Source organism: Micromonospora echinaurantiaca (assembly GCF_900090235.1).
GTDB lineage: Bacteria > Actinomycetota > Actinomycetes > Mycobacteriales > Micromonosporaceae > Micromonospora > Micromonospora echinaurantiaca.
Window position 1 is genome coordinate 3,466,006 of the sequence record NZ_LT607750.1, and the last position, 25,154, is coordinate 3,491,159.

The following is a 25,154-nucleotide window of genomic DNA, read 5'->3' on the forward strand; positions in this document are numbered from 1 at the left end:
GCGGTCAGCGGTCGTCGGCGAGCACGTCGAGCAGCAGAGCTGCGGTCCAGCCGAACGCCGGCGAGCCCAGGCCGGCCCCGGTGTCCGGATGGAAGTACTCGTGGCAGCCGGCCCGGGCCACCAGGTCCAGCATCGACCGGCGCAGTCCGGCGGCCAGCTCGGGCCGGTCGTGGGTGAGCAGCCCGTGCCGCACCAGCCAGGCCATGTTCAACCAGCTCGGTCCGCGCCAGTAGCGCAGCGGCTCGAAGTCCGGCGCCGTCCGGTCGTAGCTGGGCAGCGGGCGGTCCATCCGGCCGGTCACCCCGAACCGCGCCGAACACGCCTCCACCACCAGCGCGTCGACCTGCCGGGCGGGCAGGTCGGGCAGGGCCAGCGGGGCGAGGCCGAGCACCGTCCGGGCCGGGACGAGCCGGCCGGTGCGCAGGTCGAGCGGCTGGAACGTGCCCGTCGCCGGGTCGTGCAACCGCCACACCAGCGCCTCGGTGATCCGGGCCGCCCGCTCCCGGTGCGGGCCCGGATCGGCGCCGAGCACCGCGGCGATCCGGGCGAGCGCGTGCTCGGCCAGGCCCAGCGCCGCGTTGAACAGCGGGCACTCCACCAGGAACGGGTGCCCGCCGGCCAACCCGTCATCGCGGTAGCCGTGGTCCCGGTAGGCGGCGACGATCGCCAGGTAGCGCGCGTAATCCAGGTCCGTGGGGCGATGCGCGGCGTCGGCGTGCGCGGTGTCGTGCCGGCGGTACGCCCGCATCACCGCCGCCTCGGCGCGCACCGCCGCCATCGGGGCGTCCCAGGCGGGGCTGTTGTCCAGCCCGGACTCCCACGGATGCACGATCGCCGCCAGCCCACCCCCGCCCACGTCGCGCCGCTCCGTGAGATAGCGCTGCTGGGCCACCAGCCGCGGGTAGAGCCGCCCCAGCGCCGCCCGGGCGGCCGGGCTGGGGTCGCGGCGGTGCACCAGCCAGGCGGCGAGCGCGTGCACCGGCGGCTGGACCAGCCCGGAGGTGGCCACGGCCGGCGCGGCGGCGGCCACCTCGGTACGCCAGAAGTCCGGCCCGGGAAAGTACGCGCCGACCCGCATCGCCGGGTTGAACACGATGTGCGGCACCCGCCCGTCGGCCCACTGGGCCCGGAACAGGCTGTCCAGCTCCCGCCAGGCGCGCTCGGGACGTACGTGCGCCAGCCCGATCGCGATGAAGGCCGAGTCCCAGCTCCACTGGTGCGGGTAGAGCGTGCGCGACGGCACCGTGTGGTCGTGCTCCCAGTTGCCGTCCAGGGTAGCCAGCGCGAGGCGGCGCAGCCGGGTGAGCGTGCCCGCGCCGGCCGTACCCGCGCTCATGCCGACACTCCGCTTCGCTCCGCGCCGGCCTGAGACACCATCGCGCCGCACCGACGATTCGCTCGCTGCCGCTCACTCATGCCGCCGCCTGACGGGGTTGGGCGTGGCGCAGCACCGTGGCCGCCTGCTGGAGGGCGCGTACCGGGTCGCCGCGCAGCCGGCACTCCAACGCCAGCCAGCCCCGGTAGTCGATCTCCAGCAGGGTACGCAGCAGCGCCGGCCAGTCGAGGTGCCCGGCGCCGGGCTGGTAGCGGTTGGAGTCACTGACCTGCACGTGCCCCAGATAGGGGGCGGCGGCGCGCAACGCCCGGTGCACGTCGTCCTCCTCGATGTTCATGTGGAAGGTGTCGGCGACCACCCGCACCGACGGCAGCCCGACCACGGCGCAGAGCATGACCGCCTCGTCGAGCCGGTTGACCATGTGGTCCTCGTACCGGTTGAGCGGCTCCAGGAAGAGGGCCACCCCCTCGGCGCGGGCGTGCTCGCCCAGCTCGCCGAGGGTGTCGACGAGCAGTTGCCGGTCGCCGGCGGGCGAGCGGGGCGGGTCGAACGGTGGCAGCCGCCGGGAGAACATCCCCCACGCCGCCGGGGTCATCGCGCCCACCCCACCGAGCTCGGCGATCACCGACAGTTGCGAGCGCAGGTTGCGCACGGCGTCGCGGGACCGCTCGGCGTCGAAGTCGCCGATGAAGTGGTCCATCTCGACGCAGACGGTCGGCATCACCACCCCGGCGGCGCGGGCCCGGCGCAGTTCGGGCAGCCGGCGGGCGAGGGCGAGGTCACCTCGGCCGCGCAACTCGATGGCGTCGTAGCCGAGCGCGGTGGCCAGGGCGTACTTCTGGATCAGGTCGGTGCCCGGCAGGAGCTGCTCCTGGCAGGCGATCGGAATGGTCATCTCGTTTGCGGCGTGGATCCCAGCTCTTCAGTGCCGGGGGAACGCCGCTCCCTCCCCTCGGGCAACGTCTTGTCTGGACTGCCGGCATGATCTGGGGTGTGGGTGTGGTGGTGAAGCGGGCGTACAGGTACCGCTTCTATCCGACGGTTGAGCAGGCTGATCAGCTCAACCGCACCTTCGGCTGCGTGCGTAAGGTCTACAACCTCGCCCTGCAGGCGCGCACCCGCGCATGGTCGGTCGACGGACAGCGCAGCACCTACGTGCAGTCCTCGGCCTGGCTGACCGAGTGGAAACGCACCGACGATCTGGCGTTTCTCAACGAGGTGTCGTCCGTGCCGCTGCAACAGACGCTGCGGCACCTGCAGGCCGCCTTCGCGGCGTTCTGGAGCAAGCGTGCCCGCTACCCGCGGTTCAAGTCCAAGCGCAAGTCCCGGGCGTCGGCGGAATACACCCGCTCGGCGTTCCGCTGGCGCGACGGACAGCTCACCCTCGCCAAGATGGACGCGCCGCTGGCCATCGCGTGGTCGCGGCCCCTGCCAGCCGAGCCGTCGACGGTCACCGTGTCCCGCGATTCGGCCGGCCGGTGGCACATGGCGATCCTGGTCGAGGATCCCGGCGTGCAGCCCCTGCCCCCGCAGGCCACGGCGGTCGGCGTGGACGCGGGCATCACCAGCCTGCTCACCCTCTCCACCGGCGAGAAGATCACTAACCCGCGACATGAGCGCGTCGACCGGCGCAAGCTGGCCAGCGCACAGCGCAACCTGTCTCGCAAGACCAAGGGCTCCGCCAACCGGGCCAAGGCCCGCCTGGCGGTGGCCCGCATCCACGCCCGCATCGCCGACCGGCGGCGCGATCACCTGCACAAGCTGTCGACTCGACTCGTCCGCGAGAACCAAACAGTCGTGATCGAGGACCTCAGCGTGCGCAACATGCTGCGCAACCACCGCCTGGCCCGCGCCATCTCCGACGCAGCCTGGTCGGAACTGCGCCACATGCTGGAATACAAAGCCGCCTGGTACGGGCGCACCGTGATAGCCATCGACCGCTGGCATCCGAGCACGAGGACCTGCTCGGCATGCGGACGGATCAACACCACGATGACCCTCGCCATGCGCGTCTGGACGTGCCCGGGCTGCGGCTCGGAACACGACCGGGACGTCAACGCCGCCAACAACATCCTCGCCGCCGGGCTGACGGAGAGGTAAAACGCCTGTGGAGGGCCGGTAAGACCCCACCCGCGCATGCGGCGAAGGCACGACCCAGCGAAGCAGGAACCCCCTCGGGCGACCGAGGGAATCCCCGCCCTTCAGGGCTGCGGAAGATGTCAACAGAACCTCAGTACGACTTGGAGGGCAGCAGCGTCACCGCGGTCGAGCAGCGCCAGCGCGTCGGCCACCGCGCTGGCGTCCACGACGTGGCTCACCAGCGGCAGCGGATCGACGCTGCCCTCGGCCACCAGGTCCATGAAGGTGTGTGCGACGCGGGCACCGGTCCACCGGCCGGCCATGCCGGGCGCCGGCGTCGGCCCGGACACCTGGGCCGCCACCAGCTGGATCCGGTTGTGGTGGAACTCCTCGCCCAGGCCGAGCCCGTCGGCCTGGCCCTGGTAGAAGCCGGCGGCCACGACGCGGCCGGCGTGGGTGGTGGCCCGGATCGCCTCGTGCAGCGCCGGGTACGCGCCGGACAGTTCCAGGCAGACGTCGGCGCCGCTGCCGCCGGTGGCCCGGCGCAGCACGTCGGCGGCGGACTCGGTGGCCGCGTCGACGACCAGCCGGGCGCCGAACCGCCGGGCGTGCGCCAGCCGGCCGGCCACCCGGTCGACGGCGACCACCCGGGCGCCGGAGAGGGTGGCGAGCCGGGTGGCGAGCAGCCCGATCACGCCCTGCCCGAAGACCCCCACCCAGTCGCCGAGGTGCAGGTCGCCGGCGAGCACGGCGGTGAGCGCGATGGCGCCGGGCCGGGCGAAGACGGCGGCGAGGGGGTCCAGGCCGGCGGGGAGCGGATGCACCAGGTCGGCCGGCACCACCGCCTCGGCGCGATGCCCCCAGATGCCCCAGACGAGCTGCCCGGGCTGCCGGTCGGTGACCTCGGGCGCGACCTCGACGACCTCGCCGACCTCCTCGTAGCCGAAGCCGACCAGCGGATAGGGCACGGTGGTCTGCCGGGGCACGAACATCCGGGTGACGTCGTCCCAGTCCTTGCTCAGCCGCGGATTGCTGCCCCGGTAGAGGGTGAGCTCGGTGCCGGCCGAGATGCCGGAGTAACAGGTGCGGACCCGGACCTGGCCGGGCCCGAGCGGATCCGGGGGGCAGGGCTCGAGGCTGATCCTGCGCGGCCCGGCCAAGGAGACAACCCAGTTGACCATGAGTCACATCCCGGTAGCACTGGGTTCCATCCTAGAACAAAAAATCGGTATATGTCTTGTAATTGATCAATCGACGGCGTTGAATCCCTCATGTACCCTTCGAGAGGAGTGCCACCGATGTCAGCACCTCCGATGCGGATGCTCGCCGCCACCCTGATCATGACACTCACCGGGGCCAGCCTGCTGGCCTGCGGGGACGACGATTCCGGCGGCGACGACAACACGATCACGGTGTGGAGCCTGGAGGACGTGGCCGACCGGGTCACCGCCACCAAGGCGATCATCGCCGACTTCACCGCGAAGACCGGGATAACCGTCGACCTGGTCACCGTCAACGAGGACCAGTTCCCCTCCCTGATCGCCTCCAGCGCCGCCGCCGGCGAACTGCCCGACGTGGTCGGTTCGGTGTCGCTGGCCGGTGTACGCACCCTGGCCGGCAACGAACTGCTGCACCCCGAGGCGAACGCGGAGGTGGTGGAGAAACTCGGCCGGCAGACGTTCTCGCCGCGGGCGCTGGAGCTGACCTCCGGCGACGGACGGCAGCTCGCCGTGCCCAGCGACGGCTGGGGGCAACTGCTCGTCTACCGCAAGGACCTCTTCGCCGCCGCCGGGCTGCCCGCCCCTGACACGTACGAGAAGATCACCAACGCCGCGCGGACGCTGCACCGCGGCGGCGTCGCCGGCATCACCGCGGCCACCGCCCCCGGCGACGTGTTCACCCAGCAGACCTTCGAGCACCTGGCACTGGCCAACAACTGCCAGCTCACCGACGACTCGGGCGCGGTGAAGCTGGACTCGCCCGAGTGCGTCGAGGCGTTCCGCTTCTACGGCGACCTGATGCGCAACTGGTCGGTCAAGGGCGGGCAGGACGTGGACACCACCCGGGCCACCTACTTCGCCGGCAAGGCGGCCATGCTGGTCTGGTCGCCGTTCATCCTCGACGAGCTGGCCGGGCTGCGCAACGACGCCAAACCCACCTGCCCGCAGTGCCAGGCCGACCCGACCTTCCTCGCCAAGAACAGCGGCTTCGTCACCGGGATCCAGGGCCCGAACGGCAGCGGGCCCGCCCAGTACGGCGAGATCAGTTCCTGGGCGGTGCTCGACGGCGCCGCCGCCGACCCGGCGAAGTCCTTCGTGTCGCACCTGCTCGACGAGGCGTACCCGCGCTGGTTCGGCATGTCGCCGGAGGGCCGCTTCCCGGCCCGCAAGGGCACCCCGGCCGAACCGGAGAAGTTCCTCACCGCCTGGAACACCAGCCAGGCCGGGGTGGACGCGAAGAAGCCGCTCGCCGAGGTGTACGGCGACGAGGTGCTCGCCGGGTTGCGCCGCAGCCCGGACACCTTCCAGCGCTGGGGCCTCACCCAGGGGCAGGGCAAGCTGGTCGGCGCGATCCTCGGTGAGCTGCCGGTGCCCAAGGCGCTGAGCGAGGTCGTCTCCGGCAAGTCGGACGCCGCCGCGGCCGCCGGACGGGCCAAGAAGGACGTGGAAGCCATCAAGGCGGGCGTCAATTGACCACCACCACACCCGGCACCGGCCGCTCCCCCACCCGGGAGCGGCCGGTGCCGGCCCGCCGCCGCAAGCCGCTCACCCTGCGCCGCCGCGAGTCCCGGGCCGGGCTCGCGCTGGTCGCCCCGACCCTGCTCGTCGTCGTCGCGGTGATCGGCATCCCGATCGTCTGGACAGTGGTGCTGGCCTTCCAGCGGGTCCGCCTGGCCACCCTGCGCCGGACGGGGCTGTTCGGCGAGTTCACCCTGGACAACGTCGAACGGGTGCTGAACACCCCCGGCTTCGCCGAGACGCTCTGGACCACCCTGGTCTACAGCGTCGGCGCCACCGCCGGCTCGATCGCGCTCGGCCTGGTGGCGGCGCTGGTGGTCCGCCGGCCGTTCCGGGGCCGCACCCTGGTCCGCGCGTCGATGCTGCTGCCGTACGTGGCCCCGGTGGTCGCGGTCACCTTCGTCTGGCAGGTGATGCTCGATCCGCAGCTCGGCATCGTCAACGACTGGGGCCGGCGGTTCCTCGGCTGGGACACCCCGGTGCCCTTCCTGTCCCAGGAGTCGACCGCCCTGGCCACCGTCGTCGCGTTCGAGGCGTGGCGCTACTTCCCGTTCGCGTTCCTGTTCCTGCTCGCCCGCCTCCAGGCGGTGCCCGGCGAGCTGGAGGAGGCCGCGCTGGTGGACGGGGCCACCCCAAGCCAGCGGTTCCGGCACATCCTGCTGCCCCAGCTGATGCCGGTGATCGCGATGCTCGGCGTGCTCCGGTTCATCATGACCTTCAACAAGTTCGACGACGTCTACCTGCTCACCGGCGGCGCGGCCGGCACCGAGGTGGTCAGCGTCCGGGTCTACGAGTTCCTCACCGCCCGTACCGACATCGGCGCGGCGGCGGCCCAGGCCGTGGTGCTGGCCGTGGTGCTCGTCGTGTTCGTGCTGATCTACCTGCGCTTCTTCGGACGGAGGGTCGGCTGATGGACCGGGACCGGGTCGAGACGGTGAGCCTGCGCTGGCTGCGCCGACTGGTGATCGCGGCCTTCCTGCTGGTCACCGTCTTCCCCTTCTACTACATGCTGGTGCTGTCGGTACGCCCCATCGAGCGGCTGCTGCTCGACCCCGGGTCGCTCGTCGTCGGCCTCGGCGAGCTGACCGTCAGCACGTACAGCGAGGTGTTGCGGGCCGCCGACGATGGCGGCCAGGGCTTCCTCACCTTCATGCGCAACAGCGGGCTGGTGGCGGTGGCGGCGACCCTGCTCACCCTGCTGGTGTCGATCCCCGGCGCGTACGCCGTCTCCCGGCTGCGGTTCTTCGGCCGCCGGCAGGTCCATTTCCTGTTCCTGGCGGTCTACCTGTTCCCGTCGATCGTCATCGCGATCCCGCTCTTCGTGGTCTTCACCCGGGCCGGGCTGCGCGGCTCGTTGTTCGGCCTGATCCTGGTCTACATCTCGCAGACCCTGCCGGTCTCGGTCTACATGCTGAAGAACTACTTCGAGACCATCCCGGTCAGCCTGGAGGAGTCCGCGGCCATCGACGGGGCCGGCCGGCTCGGCGTCATCCGGCGGGTCAGCCTGCCCCTCGCGATGCCCTCGATCATGGCGGTCGCGCTCTACGACTTCATGATCGCTTGGAACGAGTTCCTCTTCGCGCTGCTCTTCCTCGTCGACAAGCCCAACCGGTGGACCGTGTCGCTCGGGCTGGCGCAGCTCGCCGACGGGGTCGAGGTGCCCAAGACGGTGCTGATGGCCGGGTCGGTCATCCTCACCCTGCCCATCGTGATCCTCTTCTTCGCCAGTGAGCGGCTGCTCACCGAGGGTCTCACCAGCGGCGCGGAGAAGGGGTGACGGACGGCCGTCGGCGCGGGGCGTCGGTGACGCCCCGACACCGCCCGGTCACCCGGCGCACAGCTGCACAAACTGGCCGGTCAGTTACCCCACGGGCCGCCCCGGAGGCCGTAGCATCGGGGCCGGCCCGCCCCCGGGGCGGCCCCGGGGGAAACCGCGCGCACAGCTTCTACCGACGCAGATAGAGGATCCGGCGATGAGTCAGACAGGGCAGGAGAACCACACGGGCACCGCGGGCGAGGACTACACGCGCCGGCTGCAGCGACTGGGTGGCGCCCGGTGGAAGCAGCTGCTCGACGTGCAGGCGCCCTACCGCTGGAACCTGCGCCGGCTCCAGCTGGGCCGCACCCTCGACGTCGGCTCCGGCCTGGGCCGCAACCTGATCAACCTGGGCTCCGACAGCGTCGGCGTGGACCACAACCCCACCTCCGTGGCGCACTGCCGGGAACTCGGGCTGGAGGCGTACACCACCGAGGAGTTCCTTGCCTCCGAGTACGCCCGCCCGGACGCCTTCGACTCGATGCTCGCCGCGCACCTGCTCGAACACATGCCGGCCGAGCAGGCCCGCGAGGTGATCTCGATGTACCTGCCGTTCCTGCGCTCCGGCGGCCGGGCGGTGTTCATCACGCCGCAGGAGCGCGGTTACCGCAGCGACGCGACGCACGTCCGGTTCGTCGGCTTCGCCGAGGCGGCGGAGACCTGCCGCGAGCTGGGGCTGACCGTGGAGCGGCAGTACTCGTTCCCGTTCCCCCGCGCCTTCGGCAAGATCTTCACCTACAACGAGTTCATCACGGTGGCCCGGCTGCCCTGACCCGTCGGGGCGCTCGCTAGCGTTGGGGCATGGCGAACCCGACCCGCTGGGCCACCGACACCGGCCCGGAGCACTCGCAGTGGTACATCGACCGGTTCCGCCGGCTGGCGGCCGAGGGCGCCGACCTGGCCGGCGAGGCCCGGTTCATGGACGCGATGGTCGCGCCCGGGTCGCGGATCCTCGACGCCGGCTGCGGCACCGGCCGGGTCGGTGCCGCGCTCGCCGCCCGCGGGCACACCGTGGTGGGGGTGGACGCCGACCCGGCGCTGGTCGAGGCCGCCCGGGCCGATCACCCGGGGCCGCGGTGGCTGGTCGCCGACCTGGCCGAGCTGGATCTGGCCGCTGCCGGCGAACCCGAGCCGTTCGACGCGGCCGTGGTCGCCGGCAACGTGATGGCCTTCGTCGCGCCGGGCACCGAGCCGGCGGTGCTGGCCCGGGTCGCCGCGCACCTGCGTCCCGACGGCGCGGTGGTGGTCGGCTTCGGCACCGATCGGGGCTATCCGCTGACCGAGTTCGACGCCCACGCGGTGGCCGCCGGGCTGCGCCTGGAACACCGCTTCGCGACCTGGGACCTGCGCCCGTGGCGGGACGGCGCCGACTTCGCGGTCAGCGTGCTGCGCCGCCCGGCCTGACCGTTCCCGCCGCCGGGTTCGGCGCCGGGCGCCACGGCGAGCCTCAGGTCGGGGCGGCCACCACCCGGGCCGCCGCGGGGTCCAGGGTGGCGCCGGCCGGGACCAGGCTGACCAGTCCGGCGGGCAACCGGGCCGGCCGCACGTCGCGGTAGCCGAGCATGCCGAGCACCTCGCCGCCGGCCAGCACGTACCGGCGGCCCAGGTCGGTGACGACGGAGACGGCGCCGCCGGTGGCCCCCGGCGCGGCGACCGACTCGACGACCGCGCCCCGGCCCGGCTCGACCAGGACGTGGTCGGCCAGCACCCCGCCGCCGACCGGTGCCGGGGTCCGGGGCGTGGCCCCGAGGTCGGGCAGGGTCGCCCCGAGCCGGACGTCGACCACCGCGCCGTCGTCGCCGAACCGGGCGCAGAGCGCCGCCCCGTCCGGTGCGGCCAGCCTCGGCGGCACGGTCGGCGGCGCGGCCGGGCCGGTGGGCGCGAGGTCGGGCAGTTTCGGCAGCGCGGCGAACCGGCCCAGTGTGATCGACTCCGGCTCACGCTGGCCGGTGCGGGCGAGCAGCAGGCTGGCCTGTAGTTCGGTGATGCCGGCCAGCCCGTCCCGCAGGGCGACCGCGTACTGCCGGCCGCCGCCGGAGTTGCGTACCAGGTAGACGTCGCCGATCCGGGCGCCGGACACCCGCTCGGAGGGCTCACCCTCGTCGGGCAGCGCCAGCGGCGCCAGGTCGGCGCCGGCCGGCAGGACGTTGAGCAGCGCCGGGGCGACCGAAACCGCGCGGGCCCGGGTGGCCGCCAACGCCGCGAGCACCCGGTTGGCGTCCCGGACGAGGTGCCGCCGGTGCTGCCAGAGCAGGTGCAGCCCGCCGTCCGGGTGCCGCAGCAGCAGCGCGTCCTCGCCGAGCGGCCGGCCGCCGGCGGCGTCGACCCCGACCAGCAGCGCCGATCGGGGCGCTTCCGGCGCGGTCCCGGCCGGGGCCGCGGAGCAGACCGTCCAGGGCGCGGTGACCAGCCGGCCCGGGGCGGGCAGCGAGTCGGGGGCGTCGGCGATGCCGAGCGGAAGGCCGCGCGGCACGCCGTCGATGGAGCGGCGGGAGACCAGTACGGTCTTCGGCCGGTCCGCCCCGATGATCAGCAGCGCGGAGGCGTAGTTGAGCACCGGGTGCAGCTTCTGCTCCCGGTAGACGAACCGGGCGCCGGACTCCTTCTCCACGATCACCGCGCCGGCGTCGCGCCACTTGCTGCCGCCCCCGGCGAAGAGCCCGTAGAGCGCGGAGCCGCCCACTCCGATGGCCGCGACCAGGACGCTGGCCAGCGCGGCGCCGGCCAGCCGCCGGAACGGCGACTGCGCCGGGTCGGTTTCACGCATCACCAGCGCGGCGACCGCCCGCTGGACGGTGAACTGGTACGAGTGCAGCTGGTCCTGCCGCGACGGCATGGGATCCCTTCCGGCGAGTCGGTCGGGGCACAGGATAAGCGCTGCGTCGATATCCCGACGACCCTCCGTCGCGGGCTCGCGAGGGATTGGCGGGTGGGTGCCTGCGCGGTCAGGGCCGCAGGATCAGCCGGATCGGGTTGCCCTGCTTGCTCTGCACCCGCCGCACCGCCTGGTCCGCCTCGGCCAGCGGCAGCACGTCGCTGACCGAGGCGGACAGGTCCAGGCGTCGTTGCCGGGCCAGCGACACCAGCTGCTCCACGTGTTCGGCCTCCGAGCCGTAGTGCCCGAGCACCGCCTGTTGCAGGTAGTTGAACGGGCTGTCCGAGGGGATCGTGACCGGCTTGTTGGCGATGCCGGCCAGCACCAGCCGCCCGCGCCGGCCGAGCACGGTGAGCGCCTGTTCGCGGACCGCGGTCACCCCGGCGAAGTCGAACGCCACGTCCAGCCCGCGGCCGCCGGTCAGCCCCAGCACGGCGTCGCGGAAGGCACTGTCACCCGGGTCGAGCGCGGCGTCCGCGCCGAGGGACAGCGCCCGGTCGCGGGCCGCCGCGAGCGGCTCCACCGCGATCAGCGGGGCCGCGCCGACCAGCCGCAGCAGCTGCACGGCGTGCGCGCCCAGCCCGCCGACGCCCCAGACCGCGACCGCCTCGCCGGGCCGGGTCCGGCCGGTGTCGGTCACCGCCGCCCAGGGCGTGGAGACCGCGTCGGGGATGATGCAGGCCTGCTCGAACGGCAACTCGTCCGGGATCGGCACCACGGTCTCCTGGCTGGCCACGGCGTACTCGGCCCAACCGCCGTCGTAGTCCACGCCCCGGGTGAACACGGTGCCGCGCCGGTCCCGCTCGCCCGCCTGCAGCAGCACCCGCTGGCCGGGCTGCCACCCCTCGGCGCCGTCGCCGAGCGCGTCCACGACGCCGGCCACCTCGTGGCCGAGGGTGACCACGTCGCCGGGCAGGTAGAGCGGGGTGAGCGTGCCGTCGATCAGGTGTACGTCCGACAGGCACACCCCGGCCGCCGCGACCTTGATCCGCACCTGCCCCGGCGCCGGCTCGGGCACCGGCACCGTCTCCAGGCGCAGCGCCCGCTCCGTCAGGTGCAGTCGTCCGGCCAGCATCTCCGCCACGGTGCGTACTCCCTGTCCGGCTCCCGTCCGGGCGCCTCAGCCAGCCCGCATACCCGGTGCTGGCGGATCGATGCGTCGGCGCCCGCCGGCGCGCCCGCCGCCAACTCCGGACGTTCGGGCGGGTAGCATCCCCGCCGGTGAGCGCGCGATTCGAGGAACTGGCCTGGCGGGAGACCCCGATCGGCGCCATCAGCCTGCGCCGGCGCCGCGACCCCTTCCTCGACACCGAGGTGTACGAGGTGAAGCTCGACGACGAGTACCTGATGTCCAGCCTCTTCCCGGTCGCGGAGATCGAACTGGCCCGGCTGGGGCTGGCCGCGCTGACCGGCCCGGCCCTCGACGTGGTCGTGGGTGGCCTCGGCCTCGGCTACACCGCCCGCACCGCGCTGGCCGACGACCGGGTCCGGTCGCTGGTCGTGGTGGAGGCGATCGAGGACGTCATCGACTGGCACCGGCGGGAACTGCTGCCCTTCGCGGCCGGGCTGGCCACCGATCCGCGGACCCGGTTCGTGCGGGCGGACTTCTTCGCCGCGGTCGCCGACGGCACCGGCCTCGACCCGGACGCCGCCGAGCGGCGGTTCCACGCCGTGCTGCTCGACGTCGACCACTCCCCCCGCCAGGTGCTGCACCCGAGCCACGCCGCCTTCTACACGCCGGACGGGCTGCGCCGGCTCGCCGCCTGCCTGCACCCGGACGGGGTGTTCGCGCTCTGGTCGGACGACCCGCCCGACGCCGACTTCGAGGCGGTCCTCGCCGAGGTGTTCACCACCGCGCGGGCGCACGTCGTGCCGTTCGCCAACCCGCTCACCGGCGGGGAGTCGGCCAACACCGTCTACGTCGCGCAGACTCCGGCCTGACGACGCCGGGTACGGCCGTGCCCGGTTCCGCCGGCGGTAACCCGGCCGCTGTCGGCGATGCGACAGCGCTGCAACCCTCCGGTGCCGTTACGCGTCCTGCCGTGTATCGAGGCCTGGACAACCGGGCCACACACGGGGGAGGAATTCATGACCAACGTTTCCCGGCGCGGGATCCTGGCCAGTGTCGCCGCCGGCCTGATGGCTGCCTCGCTCGGCGTCGCCGCCACGCCCGGCGCGGCCACCGCTGCCTCCGGCCAGAGCATCCGCCTCTGCGCCCTCCGGCCGCTGGCCTACCCGGCCGACTCGTACCGGGCGTCGGCCGACGCCATCGACCCGACCGGCCGGTACATCGCCGGTTCCGGGCTGCGGACCACCGGTGGCGTCAACCAGCCGCTGCTGCTGGTCTGGGACGGCGGCCGGCTGACCACCATCGAGTCGTCCATCGCCGACACGGTGGTCGATGTCAACTCCAGCGGGGTGGTGGTCGGCAACGGCTGGGAGAACAGCATCGGCCGGCCGTGGCGCTACCACGCGGGCCGGGTCGAGTTCCTGCCCGTGGTGCCCTCGTACGGCATCTGGGTGACCGGGATCAACGGCGCCGGGGACATCGTCGGCTACGGCACCTCCGCCACGACGAACGAGAGCTTCCCGCTGCGGTGGCCCGCCGCCCGACCGGGCACCGTCGAGGTCCTCGACGCCCCCACCACCGGGCAGACGGACGGGATCACCGAGGACGGCACCATCGTCGGCACGGCCGGCTCGTTCACCGAGCCCACCGGCTGGCTGCGCGCCCCGGCCGGCGAGGTCCGCGAGCTGACCGTCCCCGGAGCGCAGTCAGCGCGGGTGCTGGGAGCCAGCGGCCGGTACGCGTTCGGTTGGGTCAACCTCGGCGGCCCGAACACCGTCAAGGTGCGCTGGGACCTCACCAGTGGCGCCAGCGCCGGCCTCGACCCGCGGTTCGAGTGGCTGACCGACGTCAACCGGCACGGCGTGGTGGTCGGCGGGAACCGGATCAGCCGGGGCGCCAGCTCGGTGGTGCTGACGGGCGGCGTCAGCGTCGGGGCCAACGCGATCTCGGACAACGGCATCGTGGTCGGCTTCCACCGGGGCACCCGGGTCAGCCCGGTCCGCTGGACCGGCTGCTGACGCACCCGCGCAGGTCCCGGTAGGTGGCGCGCGACCGTCCCACGGTCGCGCGTCACCGGCGGGTCAGCCGACGGGCGGGCCGATCCGCAGGACCCGCCGGGCCCGGCGCCGGTCCAACCAGTGCGGCGCCGACGGATCGGTGGGCTCGGCCCCGGTGACCAGGTCGAGCAGGATCAGCACCCAGAACCCGGCGGCGCTGGCGATGTTGCGGGCCCGGCAGCGCACCCACCGACCGGGTCAGAACCAGTCCTCGCGCATCTCCAGGGTGGTCCGGTCCAGACTCTCCAGCAGGTCGAACTGGGGGCCGGTACGAGGCAGCTCGTACCGGAAGAAGTACCGGGCGGCCTGCCGCTTGCCGGCGTAGAAGGCCACGTCGTCGCCGGAGTCGGTCGGGCCGGTCGCGGCCTCGACGGCGAGCAGCTGCTCCAGCCACATCCAGGCGATCACCACGTGGCCGACCGCCTCCAGGTAGACGCTGGCGTTGGCCAGCGCCAGCTCCGGATCGCCCCGCTCCCACAGCCGCCGCGTCACCAGCGAGACCCGGTCCAGCGCGCCGCCCAGCCGGGCGGCCAGCTCGGCGGCCTCACCCTCGGCCTTCCAGGCCCGGCCGACCGTGGCCCGGATGGTGTCGACCAGCAGCGCCAGGCCGGCCCCGTCCCGCATGGTCACCTTGCGGCCGAGCAGGTCCAGCGCCTGGATTCCGTGCGTGCCCTCGTGGATCGGGTTGAGCCGGTTGTCCCGCCAGTGCTGCTCCACGTCGTAGTCGCGGGTGTAGCCGTACCCCCCGTGCACCTGGATGGCCAGGTCGTTGGCGGCCAGGCACCACTGCGAGGGCCAGCTCTTGGTGATCGGGGTGAGCACGTCCAGCAGCAGCCGGGCCCGGTCCCGGTCGGCCTCGGCCGGCGCGGTCCGCTGCTCGTCGAGCAGCCGGCCGCAGTAGAGCACCAGCGCGAGCGCGCCCTCCACGTAGCTCTTCTGCGCCAGCAGCATCCGCTTGACGTCGGCGTGCGCGACGATCGGCACCTGCGGCACAGTCGGGTCCTTGTCGGCCACCGGCCGGCCCTGCGGGCGCTGCCGGGCGTATGCCAGGGCCTTCAGGTAGGCGGTGTAGCCGAGCGCCGTGGCGCCGGCGCCGACCCCGATGCGCGCCTCGTTCATCATGTGGAACATCTGCGCCAGCCCCTGGTGCGGCTCGCCGACGAGGTAGCCGACCGCGCCGGGGCGCCCGCCCGGGCGGTGCACCCCTTCGCCGAAGTTGAGCAGCGTGTTCGTGGTGCCCCGGTAGCCCAGCTTGTGGTTGAGGCCGACCAGCACGACGTCGTTGCGGGCGCCCAGCGCGCCGTCGTCGGCCAGCAGCACCTTGGGCACGATGAACAGCGAGATCCCCTTGACCCCCGCCGGCCCGCCGGGAATCCGGGCGAGCACCAGGTGCACGATGTTCTCGGCGAGCTCGTGGTCCCCACCGGAGATCCACATCTTGGTGCCGTGCAGCCGGTACGTCCCGTCGTCCTGCGGCTCCGCCCGGGTGGTGATGTCCGCCAGTGAGCTGCCGGCCTGCGGCTCGGACAGGCACATGGTGCCGAAGAACCGGCCCCGCACCATCGGCCGTACCCAGGTGTCGACCTGCTCGGCGCTGCCGTGCGCCAGCAGCAGGTTGGCGTTGCCCAGGGTGAGGAACGGGTACGCCGAGGTGGCCACGTTGGCGGCCTGGAACCAGGCGAAGCAGGCCGCCGAGACGGCGTGCGGCAGTTGCATGCCACCGACCGAGGAGTCCAGGCTGGCGGCCAGCAGCCCCGTCTCGGCGAACACGTCCAGGGCCGCCTTGACCTGCGGGATCAGCCGCACCCGCTGGCCGTCGAAGGTGGGCTCGGTGAGGTCGGCCGCCCGGTTGTGCGGGGCGAACCGCTCGGTGGCCACCCGCTCGGCGAGGTCCAGCACGGCGTCGAAGGTCTCCCGCGAGTGCTCGGCGTAGCGGGATCGTTCGGTCAGCCGCGCCACGTCCAGCCACTCGTGCAGCAGGAACCTCAGGTCACGGCGGGAGAGCAGAGTGGACGGCACGGGTCTCCTTCCTCGGCGGGCCGACGGCACCGCGATCCGGCCCGGCCGCCCTTCCGCAGCTCATCCTGGCCGATCGCGCCGCCCGACGCACCAACCGCGCGCCCGCGCCGCGTCGAGTCGGATCCGCTCGGGCCGGCCCGCCCCCGTCCCGCCGGGCCGGCCCGTCCGCGATCCCCGTCGGCTACGCCGGCCGCCAGGACGCCGGGTCGTCCCACCCGTCCACCAACCGGATGGACGCGGCCAGGTCGAGTGCGCCGGCCCGGCCACCCACCGCCGCCTGCCCCGCCACCGTCTCCGGGTTGACCTCGGCGACGCAACCGGTGCAGCCGCCGGGCAGCTGGGCGACCCGGTAGACGCCCGTACCGGAGAACTCGTCGGCCATGGCCCGCCGGCCGGCCACGGTGAGACCGGATGTGAACTGGCTGCCGTCCCCGGCGAAGATCCCATTGCTCACGCCGAGCATGTAGTCGGCGCGAACCTCCGCCGAGCCGACGTTCTCCGGCAGCACGTAGCGCAGGCTCGCGTCCAGCCACCCGCCCCGGAAGGTCCGGATCTCGGTGCCCTCCAGGACCACTCCCCCGGGGGCGGCGACCGACGCGAAGGGCACGGTCACCGCTCGCTCCTCCCAGACCAGCCCTTCGGCGATCTGGCGGGCGAGTTCCTCCGGGCGGTCGTACTCCCGGACGCTGATCGCGATCCAGCCGTCCGGGGCGTACTGCCAGGAGAGCACGGCAGCGTGCTGGTGGGTGTAGAAGAAGGCGGGCTTGCCGTTCACTGGCGCCACCGGCGCGCCGGGCAGCGGAACCTCCGGTGGGGGACCGCCCATTCGCCGGTCCTCGACCCGTTCCCGCTCGTTGTAGAAGACGTCCACCCCCCGGGCACCCATCCGGACGGTCACCGACGCGGAGAACGCCATGATCGGGCCCGCCTCGACCGGTCCGCCCGGGCTGATCGCGTCCGGCACACTCGCGTTGACCGTCACCATCCGGACGTCCGTCTCGTAGGTCTGGTGGCCCACGTTGGGGGGCAGCGAACCGAGCCGGAACGGCTGGCGGGTCGGGTCGAACCGCTCGGGCGCGACGGTGGGCGGCCCGGCCGGTGTCGGTGAGCCGCTGTCGGCCGGCGTCGGCGTCCGGGCGGCCCGGGGGCCACCGGCGAGGACGGTCCCGCCGAGCACCGCGACCACGGTCAGCACGGCGGCCGCCCCGGCGACGGCGAACCGCCGCCGCCGCAGCATCCGCTCGCCGCCGCTGACCAGTTCCGCCGCCGGCACGCCCCCGGCCGGCAGTTCGTCGGCCACCCGGCTCAGTAGGGTGCGCACCGCCCGCTCCTCGTTGTCGTTCATCGCGCCACTTCCTCCGCGTCCGTGTCCAGCGGCAGCCAGCGGCGCAGCGCGGCGAGGCCCCGCGCGGTCTGGCTCTTCACGTTGCCGGTCGAGCAGCCGAGCACCCCGGCGGTCTGCTCGACGGAGAGGTCCGCGTAGAACCGCAGCACCAGGACGACCCGCTGCCCCGGCGGCGCGGACGCCAGCGCGCGGCGAAGCGTGACCGCGTCCACCACGGCGTCGTCCGGGCCGCCCGGGTCGTCGCGGGGCACCGGCTCGGGCGTACGGTCCAGCAGCCGCACCCCCCACCAGCGGGACCGCCGTTCCTCCTGGAAGACCCGCACCAGCATCCGGTGCACGTACGCCTCGACGTCGTCGGCGCCCCGCACCCGTGGCCACTTGAGGTAGAGCTTGGTCAGCGTCTGCTGCACCACGTCGTCGGCCCGGTGCTGGTCACCGGTGAGCAGGTAGGCGGTGCGGCGCAGCTTCGGGGTGGTGGCCGTGACGAATTCGACGTACTCGTGCCGTTGGGTCGCCTGCATCCACCACTCCCGTCCACTGCTGTCACCGTAGGGATGGGCGCGGCGCCCGATCCGGTTGCACGCCTCCCGCGAAACGGTGTCAGCCCAGCTCACCGACCAGGTGGTCGACCAGGTCGCGGGGCAACCCGTGGGTGTCGTGCAGCCAGCGGTAGTCCTCGCCGGTCAGCGGCCCACGGGAGCGGCGCCGGCGGACCAGCGGCCGGCCCCGCCGCAGCAGCTCCCGGAACCGGCGCTCCTCGCCGCCGAACACCTCGCGCACCTCGCCGACGCCGGTCTGCTGCCCGAACCCGTCCAGGGTGTGCCGGATCGGCTCGGTCGGCAGGTCGGAGAGGGTGCGGGACGGGTCGTCGCGCCACAGGGTGGTGAGCACCCGGCGGACCAGTCGGCGCAGCACGTATCCCCGGCCGGTGTTCGATGGGCGCACACCGTCGCCGATGACGACCACGCCGGAGCGGAGGTGGTCGCAGACCTGGCGCAGCGGCACCTCGTCCAGCCGCCACAGGCCGCCGACGCCGCGCACCCACGGTCGCAGGCCGTCGCCCTCGAAGACCGACCGGGTGCCGCCCAGCACCATCTCCAGCCGCTCCAGCCCCATCCCGGTGTCCACGTTGGGCTGCCGCAGCGGCTCCAGCCGGCCGTCGTCGTGCCGGTGGTAGCGCATCTGCACGTGGTTCCAGACCTCCATCCACCGGTCGTCGGTGCCCGGGGTGCCGCGGGGCGGGCCGTCCCCGGTCCAGACGAAGATCTCCGAGTCGGGTCCGCAGGGTCCGGTCGGTCCGTTGGACCACCAGTTGTCCTCGCCGCGGGTCAGCTCCACCGGTACGCCGAGTTCCGCCCAGGTCTCCAGCGAGACCCGGTCCGGCCCGAGCTGCCCATCGCCGCCGAACACGGTCGCGTGCAGCCGGTCGGGTTCGACGCCGAAGCCCTCCCGTAGCAGCTGGTGGCCCCAGCGCAGGCTCTGCGCGACGTCGTAGTCGCCGAGCGACCACGAGCCGAGCATCTCGAACACGGTCAGGTGGGTGCGGTCGCCGACCTCGTCCAGGTCGGTGGTGCGCAGGCAGCGCTGGACGTTCACCAGCCGGCGGCCGAGCGGGTGGGGACGGCCCTCCAGGTGGGGCGTCAGCGGGTGCATCCCGGAGGTGGTGAACAGGACCGGATCACCCGGCGGCGGGATGAGCGAGCTGTCGGACACCGGCCGGTGGCCGCGCTCGCGGTAGAAGTCGAGGAAGGTGCGGACGATCTCGTCGCGGTTCATGGCGGGTGCCTCTCGGGTCGTGGTGACCGGAAAGGGTCCGCTGGCGCGGAACGGGCTGCCCCGGGACGCGACGAAGCCGGCGGACCGTTTCCGGTCGCCGGCGAAGGGGTCGGGAGATCAGGCGGCGGCGACCGACGAGCTGGCAGCTCGTGCGGTCGCGGCGATGCTTCGGCGCCTGGACTCCATGCCCCCGACTGTACGTCGCCCCGGGCGCCGCCGCCCACCCGGTTTCCCCGCCGGCGCCCGCCCCCTCCCGGGCGCCCGCGGGCTGCCGGTGGGCGGCGGGCCGGGGCCGACCCGGCGGGCGGAGTCCCGGCATCGGGGCCGGCCCGCGGGGCGGTGTCCCGGCGTCGGGGTCGACCCGCCGGGCGGCGCCGCGGTGCCGGGTCAGCCGCCCAGCGACGGCGCGAGGGCGCGCGCCGGCCGGTCGTCGGCCGGGCTCGGGTCGGCCGGGGTCCGGTTGGGCAGGGAGAGCCGGAAGACCTTCTTCCAGGCGGAGAAGACCTGCCGGGGCAGCGAGCCGGTGGTGTAGCGCAGCCCGTACCGGTCGAAGAGCGCCCGTACCTCGGGGGCGATCTCCTGGTAGCGGTTGCTCGGCAGGTCCGGGAAGAGGTGGTGCTCGATCTGGAAGGACAGGTTCCCGGTCATCAGGTGCAGCAGCCGGCTGCCGCTGATGTTCGCCGATCCGAGCATCTGCCGCAGGTACCACTCGCCGCGGGTCTCCCCCTCGATGGAGCGCTTCTCGAAGGTCTCCACGCCCTCCGGGAAGTGCCCGCACATGATCACCGAGTGGCTCCACAGGTTGCGGATCAGGTTCGCGGTGAAGGTGGCGGCCAGGGTGCTGAGGAACGAGGGGCCGGACAGCAGCGGGTGCAGCACGTAGTCCTTGAGCACCTGCCGGCGGATCTTGCGCCCGACCGCCCTGGCCCGGGCCCGGAACTGCGGATCCCGGTGCCGCCCCTGCTGCAGGTTCTTGCCCAGCTCCAGGTCGTACGCGGCGATGCCGTACTCGAAGAAGCACGCGTTGACGAAGTTCCACAGCGGCTGGCCGAGGTGCATCGGGTGCCACGGCTGGTCCTCGTCGACCCGCATGATGCCGTAGCCGAGGTCGTTGTCCTTGCCGACGACGTTGGTGTACCGGTGGTGCAGTTCGTTGTGCGAGTGCTTCCACTGGTCCGCCGGCGAGACGTGGTCCCACTCCCAGGTGGTCGAGTGGATCTTCGGGTCGCGCATCCAGTCCCACTGGCCGTGCAGGACGTTGTGCCCGATCTCCATGTTCTCCAGGATCTTCGCGACCGCGAGCCCGGCGGTGCCGACCACCCAGGCCGGCGGGAAGAGCGAGAACAGCAGCACCGCCCGGCTGCCCAGCTCCAGCCGCCGCTGGGTGGCGATGACCTTGCGGATGTACGCGGCGTCCCGCTCGCCCCGGCTGGCCACCACCCGGTCGCGGATCGCGTCGAGTTCCCGGCCGATGGTTTCGATGTCCTCGGCCGTCAGGTGCGCGATCGGGTTGTCGGACTTCTTCTGGATCACGGTCACGTCGAGGGCTCCGATCAGAGGTCGAGGTCGCAGGGGCCGGCGGCCGCCGAGACGCAGGTCTGCACGAGGACGCCGTCGCCGGGCACGGCGGTGGTGAGCTGGCCGCTGCGCAGGTCGCGGACGGCGCCCTGGCGCAGCGGCACGACGCAGCCGAAGCAGATGCCCATCCGGCAGCCCGAGGGCATCAGCACCCCGGCCCGCTCGCCGGCGTCCAGGATCGGGGTCGCGCCGCCGGCCTCGACGGTCACCGCGGCCCGGGTGAAGGTGAGCGTCCCGCCCTCGCCGGGCGTCACCACGGTCGGGCGGAACCGTTCGGTGTGCAGCCGGTCGGCGCAGCCGCGCGCCGTCCAGTGCTCCTCCAGCGCGTCGAGCAGGCCGACCGGCCCGCAGGCCCAGGTCTCGCGGTCCAGGTGGTCGGGCACCAGGGCGTCGAGGTCGGCGACGCCGAGCAGGCCGTCGGTGTCCGTGTGCCGTTCCACCAACCGGATCGCCCCGTCGGCGGCGAGCCGGCGCAGCTCGGCGCCGAAGATCACCTGGGCCGCGTTGGGCGCGGAGTGCACCACGACCACGTCGGCGCCGGCCAGCGCGCCAGCGCGGAGCATCCCCATCACCGGGGTGATCCCGCTGCCGGCGGTGAGGAAGAGGACCCGGCCCGGTGCGGGGTCCGGGAGCACGAAGTCGCCCTGGGCCTGGTCGAGCTGCACGATCGTCCCGGGCCGCAGCCGGCGGACGAGGTGGTTGCTGACCAGCCCGTCGGGGATGGCCTTGACCGTCACGGTGATCGGATCGCCGCGCCGGCCGGGCGCCGAGGTGACCGAATAGGCGCGCCACTGGCGTACGCCGTCGACGTCGACGCCGAGCCGCACGTACTGCCCGGGGGTGTGCCCACGCCAGCCACGGCCGGGGCGGATGACCAGCGTCGCCGCGTCCGGGGTCTCCGGGCGGACGGCGAGGATCCGGCCGCGCAGGTCCGCCGAGCGCAGCGGCGCGAGCAGGTCGAGGTAGTCCTCGGGCAGCAGCGGGGTGGTGACCGCGGCGGCCAGCCGCAGCAGTCCGCCCCGAACGGACCGCTTTGCCCGAGAGGCGGGGACTGTCGTGGTCATCTCTCGATGGTCGCGGCCCGCTGGCATAAAATCTTGGCTTTGGCGGGTGAAGCGATCCCGCATTCTTGTGCGGAGGGAACAACTCGTGACGGAGGGTACGGGAGCGACGTACCGCGCGGCCCGCTTGGAGCTCGACGAGCGGGTGGCCGACGCCCTGCGCGATCGGCTGCCGCTGCTCGCCGATCGCACGGTCACGGCGATCACCGCCGAGGTGCCCAGCTACTCCGGCGCCCTCACCGGCCAGATGCGCGCCAAGATCGCCAACGCGGTGCAGATCGCGCTCGGCACCTTCCTGCAGCTGATCGAGCGGCCCCGGACGGCCGACCCGAGCACCCCGCTGGTTCCCGCGCTGGAGGCCGCGTACGCCCTGGGCAGCGGCGAGGCGCGCTCCGGGCGGAGCATGGACGCGCTGCTGGCCGCCTACCGGGTGGGCGCCCGGGTCTCCTGGCGGGAGATGGCCGCCACCACCGTCGAGGGCGGGCTCGCCGCGGCGACCGTCGCCGAGTTCGCCGAGCTGATGTTCGCCTACATCGACGAGCTCTCCGCCGCCAGCGTCGCCGGTCACTCCGACGAGCTGGCCAGCGCCGGGCGGGCCCGACGACGCAACCTGGAACGGCTGACCCAGCAGTTGCTCGCCGGCGAGCCGGAGGAGGTGCTGCTGCGCAGCGCCGAGCGGGCCGACTGGCCGCCGCCGCAGACCCTCACCGTCGTCCTGCTGCCGCGGGCCAACCTGCGCTCGGCGCTGGCGCTGCTCGACGAGCACACCCTGGAGAGCCCGGAGGACCTGCCCACGGCGGAACCGGACGCGGAACTGGCCGTGCTGCTCGTCCCGGACGCCCACGGCGACCGGCGGCGCCAGCTCGCCCGGGTGCTGCACGGCAGGCGGGCCGTGCTCGGCCCGGCCCGCCCGTGGACCCGGGCCGCGTACGCCTACCAGCGGGCCGTGCGGGCGCACGCGCTCGGCATCGACCACCCGGCGGACGGCGCCCCGCTGGACACCGAGGATCACCTGGCCGAGCTGCTGCTCGGCACCGACCCGGAGACGCTGGCCGACCTGCGGGTCCGGGCGCTGGCGCCGCTGGCCGGGCTGCCAGCGGCCACCGCCGACCGGCTCGCCGAGACGCTGCGCTCCTGGCTGCTGCACCACGGCCGGCGTGACGACGTGGCGGCCGACCTCTTCGTGCACCCGCAGACGGTCCGCTACCGGATGGGCAAGCTGCGCGAGCTGTACGGCGACCGGCTCACCGACCCGGCCAGCGTCCTCGACCTCACCCTCGCCCTCGCCTACCCGATCAGCGCACCGCCTCCTTCGTGACGCCGGGCGACGGGAGCGGTGGCGACCGCGGAGGCGGGCCGGTCCCGGCCCGCCTCCGTCCGCTCAGGCCACGTGCTCCCGGTACCCGGCAATCGCCTCGTCCAGCACGACCCGGCCGGGCCGGGACCAGACCTCCTCGGCGAAAACCTCCACCTCGATCGGCCCGGTGTACCCGGCGGCGTCCACCGCCTCCCGGAAGCGCCGCAGCTCGACGCAGCCGGCGCCAGGCAGGCCCCGGCCGAGCAGCACCCCGGCGGGCAGCGGCGTGACCCAGTCGGCGACCTGGAAGCAGGCGATCCGCTCCGCCCGCCCGGCCCGGGCGATCTGCGCCCACACCTGGCCGTCCCACCACAGGTGGTACGTGTCCACCACGACACCCACCGCCTCCGGCGGGTACGGCTCGGCCAGGTCGAGCGCCTGGCCGAGGCTGGCGACCACGCACCGGTCGGAACAGAACATCGGATGCAGCGGCTCGACCGCGAGCCGTACGCCCGCGGCCAGCGCGTGCGGCACCAGCGCGCCGATCGCCTCGCCGACGTGCGCCCGGGCGGCGTCGAGATCCCGGCTGCCGGCCGGCAGCCCGCCGGAGACCAGCACCAGCACCGGCGCGCCGACGCCGGCCGCCTCGTCGATCGCCCGCCGGTTCTCGTCGAACCAGCCCGGCGCGTCGAAGAAGCCGCCGCGGCACAGCGAGGTGACGGTGAGGCCGGCGTCGCGGACCAGGGCGGCGGCCGCCTCGACGCCGAACCCGGACAGGTCCTCGCGCCACAGCCCGACGTTGTCGACGCCGGCGTCCACGCACCCGGCGACCAGGTCCGGCAGCGGCCAGCGGCGGGTGGTGGCCGAGTTCAGCGCGAACCGCTTCACTGCGCCACCCCCGCCGTGGTCAGGAACGCCCGCGCGCGGTGGGCGGCCAACTCGGCGTCGGGCAACAGACCGGCGGCGTCGGCGAGCCGCAGCAGCCGGGCCAGGTGCGCCGGCGACCGGCCCGACTGCAGGCCGCCGACCATGGTGAAGTGGTCCTGGTGGCCGGCCAGCCAGGCGAGGAAGACGATGCCGGTCTTGTAGTAGAAGGTCGGCGCACCGAACAGGTGCCGCGCCAGCGGCAACGTCGGGGCCAGCAGCCGGTCGTACCCGGCCAGGTCACCGGTGTCGAGGGCGCGCAGCGCGGCGGCGGCCGGCGGGGCGATGGCCGCCAGCACGCCGAGCAGCGCGTCGGAGTGGCCCTGCGCGTCGCCCCGGATCAGCGCCGGATAGTTGAAGTCGTCGCCGGTGTAGAGCCGCACCCCGGCCGGCAGGCGCCGGCGCAGCGCCACCTCGAACTCCTCGTCGAGCAGCGACAGCTTGATCCCGTCGACCTTGCCGGGGCAGCCGGCGATCAACGCCACCACGGTCTCCGCCGCGCCGGCCGGGTCGCCGTCGCCCCAGTAGCCGGCCAGCGCCGGGTCGAACGCCGGACCCAGCCAGTGCAGCACGACGGGACCGTCCGCGTCGTCGATCAGCCGGCCGTACACGTCGAGGTAGTCCTCGGCGGAGCGGGCCGCCGCGGCGAGGTGCCGGCTGCACATCAGCACCGGTCGGGCGCCGGCCTCCTGCACGTCGGCGAGCTGCTCGGCGTACGCCTTGCGGATCTCGTCGAGGGTGGCCGGGCCGGCCGGCAGTTGGTCGGTGGCGACGCCGGCGCAGATCGCGCCGCCCTCGGCCCGGGCCGCCGCCGCGGAGCGCCGCACCAGCTCCCGCGCCGTCGGGTAGTCCAGCCCCATCCCCCGCTGGGCGGTGTCCATCGCCTCGGCCACCCCGAACCCGTACGACCACAGGTGCCGGCGGAACGCCAGCGTCGCGTCCCAGTCGACGGCCGCGGGCGCGCCCGGCACGTTCTCGGCCCGCGGGTCGGCGACCACGTGCGCGGCGGCGTACGCCACCCGGCTGGTGAACGGCGCGCCCGGAGTGGCGTGCTCGCCGCCCGCCCCGGAGAGGGTGTACGCCCCGTCCGGCAGCCGCACCGTGGCGCTCATGCCGCCACTCCGCTTCGCTCCGTGCCGCCACGAGGCACCTTCGCGCTGAGCCCGATGATTCGCTCGCTCATG

Annotated in this window: 23 protein-coding genes; 9 read left to right on the forward strand and 14 right to left on the reverse strand. The window is 73.8% G+C overall.

All coding sequences use genetic code 11. The features are described from left to right. Window positions 1–4: 4 nt before the first annotated feature. Both GA0070609_RS15670 and GA0070609_RS15675 read right to left on the reverse strand, forming a co-directional pair. Window positions 5–1,336, reverse strand: a complete 1,332-nt coding sequence (locus tag GA0070609_RS15670; protein ID WP_088994495.1) for an MGH1-like glycoside hydrolase domain-containing protein — start codon at window positions 1,334–1,336, stop codon at window positions 5–7. Between the two features lie 76 nt (window positions 1,337–1,412). Further along, complete coding sequence (locus GA0070609_RS15675; protein ID WP_088994496.1) at window positions 1,413–2,231, reverse strand: sugar phosphate isomerase/epimerase family protein; 819 nt, start codon at window positions 2,229–2,231, stop codon at window positions 1,413–1,415. Between the two features lie 86 nt (window positions 2,232–2,317). Here GA0070609_RS15675 and GA0070609_RS15680 point away from each other — a divergent pair, with 86 nt between their 5' ends. Then, complete coding sequence (locus GA0070609_RS15680) at window positions 2,318–3,436, forward strand: RNA-guided endonuclease InsQ/TnpB family protein (protein WP_172899341.1); 1,119 nt, start codon at window positions 2,318–2,320, stop codon at window positions 3,434–3,436. Window positions 3,437–3,555: 119 nt separating this feature from the next. Here the strand turns inward: GA0070609_RS15680 and GA0070609_RS15685 are convergent, their stop codons facing one another. Continuing rightward, window positions 3,556–4,596 (reverse strand): zinc-dependent alcohol dehydrogenase, encoded by a 1,041-nt coding sequence (locus GA0070609_RS15685; RefSeq protein WP_088994498.1) that lies wholly within the window; start codon window positions 4,594–4,596, stop codon window positions 3,556–3,558. Between the two features lie 117 nt (window positions 4,597–4,713). On the opposite strand from GA0070609_RS15685, the gene GA0070609_RS15690 reads away from it, so the two are divergent. The 5 genes from GA0070609_RS15690 (at window position 4,714) to GA0070609_RS15710 (ending at window position 9,373) form a co-directional block, all read left to right on the forward strand. Then, window positions 4,714–6,108 (forward strand): ABC transporter substrate-binding protein, encoded by a 1,395-nt coding sequence (locus GA0070609_RS15690; protein WP_088994499.1) that lies wholly within the window; start codon window positions 4,714–4,716, stop codon window positions 6,106–6,108. Continuing rightward, complete coding sequence (locus tag GA0070609_RS15695) at window positions 6,105–7,064, forward strand: carbohydrate ABC transporter permease (RefSeq protein ID WP_088994500.1); 960 nt, start codon at window positions 6,105–6,107, stop codon at window positions 7,062–7,064. Before GA0070609_RS15690 ends, GA0070609_RS15695 begins: the two co-directional genes overlap by 4 nt. After that, complete coding sequence (locus tag GA0070609_RS15700) at window positions 7,064–7,930, forward strand: carbohydrate ABC transporter permease (RefSeq protein WP_088994501.1); 867 nt, start codon at window positions 7,064–7,066, stop codon at window positions 7,928–7,930. The genes GA0070609_RS15695 and GA0070609_RS15700 overlap by 1 nt, the downstream gene beginning before the upstream one ends. A 196-nt stretch (window positions 7,931–8,126) precedes the next feature. Further along, window positions 8,127–8,741, forward strand: a complete 615-nt coding sequence (locus tag GA0070609_RS15705; protein ID WP_088994502.1) for a class I SAM-dependent methyltransferase — start codon at window positions 8,127–8,129, stop codon at window positions 8,739–8,741. A gap of 29 nt (window positions 8,742–8,770) precedes the next feature. After that, the gene (locus tag GA0070609_RS15710) at window positions 8,771–9,373 is read left to right on the forward strand and encodes a class I SAM-dependent methyltransferase (RefSeq protein WP_088994503.1); all 603 of its coding nucleotides are present in this window, start codon (window positions 8,771–8,773) and stop codon (window positions 9,371–9,373) included. Between the two features lie 43 nt (window positions 9,374–9,416). Here GA0070609_RS15710 and eccB read toward each other — a convergent pair whose 3' ends face one another. Together eccB and GA0070609_RS15720 are read right to left on the reverse strand one after the other, a co-directional pair. Continuing rightward, entirely contained in the window at window positions 9,417–10,805 is a 1,389-nt protein-coding gene (eccB, locus tag GA0070609_RS15715; RefSeq protein ID WP_088994504.1) for a type VII secretion protein EccB, read from the reverse strand. Between the two features lie 109 nt (window positions 10,806–10,914). Continuing rightward, window positions 10,915–11,919 carry a zinc-binding dehydrogenase gene (locus GA0070609_RS15720; protein ID WP_197700363.1) on the reverse strand — a complete coding sequence of 335 codons (1,005 nt, stop codon included), beginning with the start codon at window positions 11,917–11,919 and terminating at the stop codon, window positions 10,915–10,917. Between the two features lie 146 nt (window positions 11,920–12,065). On the opposite strand from GA0070609_RS15720, the gene GA0070609_RS15725 reads away from it, so the two are divergent. Both GA0070609_RS15725 and GA0070609_RS15730 read left to right on the forward strand, forming a co-directional pair. Continuing rightward, window positions 12,066–12,785 (forward strand): polyamine aminopropyltransferase, encoded by a 720-nt coding sequence (locus GA0070609_RS15725; protein ID WP_088994506.1) that lies wholly within the window; start codon window positions 12,066–12,068, stop codon window positions 12,783–12,785. Between the two features lie 147 nt (window positions 12,786–12,932). Further along, window positions 12,933–13,931, forward strand: a complete 999-nt coding sequence (locus tag GA0070609_RS15730; protein ID WP_088994507.1) for a hypothetical protein — start codon at window positions 12,933–12,935, stop codon at window positions 13,929–13,931. Between the two features lie 63 nt (window positions 13,932–13,994). Here GA0070609_RS15730 and GA0070609_RS33230 read toward each other — a convergent pair whose 3' ends face one another. From GA0070609_RS33230 to GA0070609_RS15760, 7 genes are all read right to left on the reverse strand, one after another. Then, window positions 13,995–14,156, reverse strand: a complete 162-nt coding sequence (locus GA0070609_RS33230; protein ID WP_157748183.1) for a hypothetical protein — start codon at window positions 14,154–14,156, stop codon at window positions 13,995–13,997. A 12-nt stretch (window positions 14,157–14,168) separates the two neighbouring features. After that, a complete protein-coding gene (locus tag GA0070609_RS15735; RefSeq protein ID WP_088994508.1) occupies window positions 14,169–15,989 on the reverse strand; it encodes an acyl-CoA dehydrogenase in 1,821 nt (606 codons plus the stop codon). 181 nt (window positions 15,990–16,170) lie between these two features. Continuing rightward, entirely contained in the window at window positions 16,171–17,334 is a 1,164-nt protein-coding gene (locus GA0070609_RS15740; protein ID WP_088994509.1) for a hypothetical protein, read from the reverse strand. Further along, window positions 17,331–17,855 (reverse strand): SigE family RNA polymerase sigma factor, encoded by a 525-nt coding sequence (locus GA0070609_RS15745; protein WP_088994510.1) that lies wholly within the window; start codon window positions 17,853–17,855, stop codon window positions 17,331–17,333. Before GA0070609_RS15745 ends, GA0070609_RS15740 begins: the two co-directional genes overlap by 4 nt. Before the next feature lie 79 nt (window positions 17,856–17,934). After that, the gene (locus GA0070609_RS15750) at window positions 17,935–19,110 is read right to left on the reverse strand and encodes an alanine--tRNA ligase-related protein (protein ID WP_088994511.1); all 1,176 of its coding nucleotides are present in this window, start codon (window positions 19,108–19,110) and stop codon (window positions 17,935–17,937) included. Window positions 19,111–19,497: 387 nt separating this feature from the next. After that, on the reverse strand, window positions 19,498–20,649 hold the full coding sequence (locus GA0070609_RS15755; protein WP_088994512.1) for a fatty acid desaturase family protein: 1,152 nt from the start codon (window positions 20,647–20,649) through the stop codon (window positions 19,498–19,500). 14 nt (window positions 20,650–20,663) lie between these two features. After that, window positions 20,664–21,752: a ferredoxin reductase gene (locus tag GA0070609_RS15760; protein WP_088994513.1), complete on the reverse strand. Its 1,089-nt coding sequence runs from the start codon at window positions 21,750–21,752 to the stop codon at window positions 20,664–20,666. 85 nt (window positions 21,753–21,837) lie between these two features. Between GA0070609_RS15760 and GA0070609_RS15765 the strand changes: the two genes are divergently transcribed. After that, a complete protein-coding gene (locus tag GA0070609_RS15765; protein WP_088994514.1) occupies window positions 21,838–23,067 on the forward strand; it encodes a PucR family transcriptional regulator in 1,230 nt (409 codons plus the stop codon). A gap of 63 nt (window positions 23,068–23,130) precedes the next feature. Here GA0070609_RS15765 and GA0070609_RS15770 read toward each other — a convergent pair whose 3' ends face one another. Continuing rightward, a complete protein-coding gene (locus GA0070609_RS15770; protein ID WP_088994515.1) occupies window positions 23,131–23,934 on the reverse strand; it encodes a sugar phosphate isomerase/epimerase family protein in 804 nt (267 codons plus the stop codon). Beyond that, window positions 23,931–25,082 carry a DUF993 family protein gene (locus GA0070609_RS15775; RefSeq protein WP_088994516.1) on the reverse strand — a complete coding sequence of 384 codons (1,152 nt, stop codon included), beginning with the start codon at window positions 25,080–25,082 and terminating at the stop codon, window positions 23,931–23,933. Before GA0070609_RS15775 ends, GA0070609_RS15770 begins: the two co-directional genes overlap by 4 nt. Window positions 25,083–25,154: the final 72 nt, after the last annotated feature.

Bases quoted from the DNA above. Each gene is read 5' to 3' on its own strand.
- eccB (WP_088994504.1), bottom strand. From the start codon at position 10,805: ATGCCGTCGCGGCAGGACCAGCTGCACTCGTACCAGTTCACCGTCCAG.
- GA0070609_RS15760 (WP_088994513.1), bottom strand. From the start codon at position 21,752: ATGACCACGACAGTCCCCGCCTCTCGGGCAAAGCGGTCCGTTCGGGGC.
- GA0070609_RS15750 (WP_088994511.1), bottom strand. From the start codon at position 19,110: ATGAACCGCGACGAGATCGTCCGCACCTTCCTCGACTTCTACCGCGAG.
- GA0070609_RS15685 (WP_088994498.1), bottom strand. From the start codon at position 4,596: ATGGTCAACTGGGTTGTCTCCTTGGCCGGGCCGCGCAGGATCAGCCTC.
- GA0070609_RS15700 (WP_088994501.1), top strand. From the start codon at position 7,064: ATGGACCGGGACCGGGTCGAGACGGTGAGCCTGCGCTGGCTGCGCCGA.
- GA0070609_RS15675 (WP_088994496.1), bottom strand. From the start codon at position 2,231: ATGACCATTCCGATCGCCTGCCAGGAGCAGCTCCTGCCGGGCACCGAC.
- GA0070609_RS15670 (WP_088994495.1), bottom strand. From the start codon at position 1,336: ATGAGCGCGGGTACGGCCGGCGCGGGCACGCTCACCCGGCTGCGCCGC.
- GA0070609_RS15775 (WP_088994516.1), bottom strand. From the start codon at position 25,082: ATGAGCGCCACGGTGCGGCTGCCGGACGGGGCGTACACCCTCTCCGGG.
- GA0070609_RS15680 (WP_172899341.1), top strand. From the start codon at position 2,318: ATGATCTGGGGTGTGGGTGTGGTGGTGAAGCGGGCGTACAGGTACCGC.
- GA0070609_RS15705 (WP_088994502.1), top strand. From the start codon at position 8,127: ATGAGTCAGACAGGGCAGGAGAACCACACGGGCACCGCGGGCGAGGAC.
- GA0070609_RS15740 (WP_088994509.1), bottom strand. From the start codon at position 17,334: ATGAACGACAACGAGGAGCGGGCGGTGCGCACCCTACTGAGCCGGGTG.
- GA0070609_RS15710 (WP_088994503.1), top strand. From the start codon at position 8,771: ATGGCGAACCCGACCCGCTGGGCCACCGACACCGGCCCGGAGCACTCG.
- GA0070609_RS15690 (WP_088994499.1), top strand. From the start codon at position 4,714: ATGTCAGCACCTCCGATGCGGATGCTCGCCGCCACCCTGATCATGACA.
- GA0070609_RS15745 (WP_088994510.1), bottom strand. From the start codon at position 17,855: ATGCAGGCGACCCAACGGCACGAGTACGTCGAATTCGTCACGGCCACC.
- GA0070609_RS15730 (WP_088994507.1), top strand. From the start codon at position 12,933: ATGACCAACGTTTCCCGGCGCGGGATCCTGGCCAGTGTCGCCGCCGGC.
- GA0070609_RS15720 (WP_197700363.1), bottom strand. From the start codon at position 11,919: ATGCTGGCCGGACGACTGCACCTGACGGAGCGGGCGCTGCGCCTGGAG.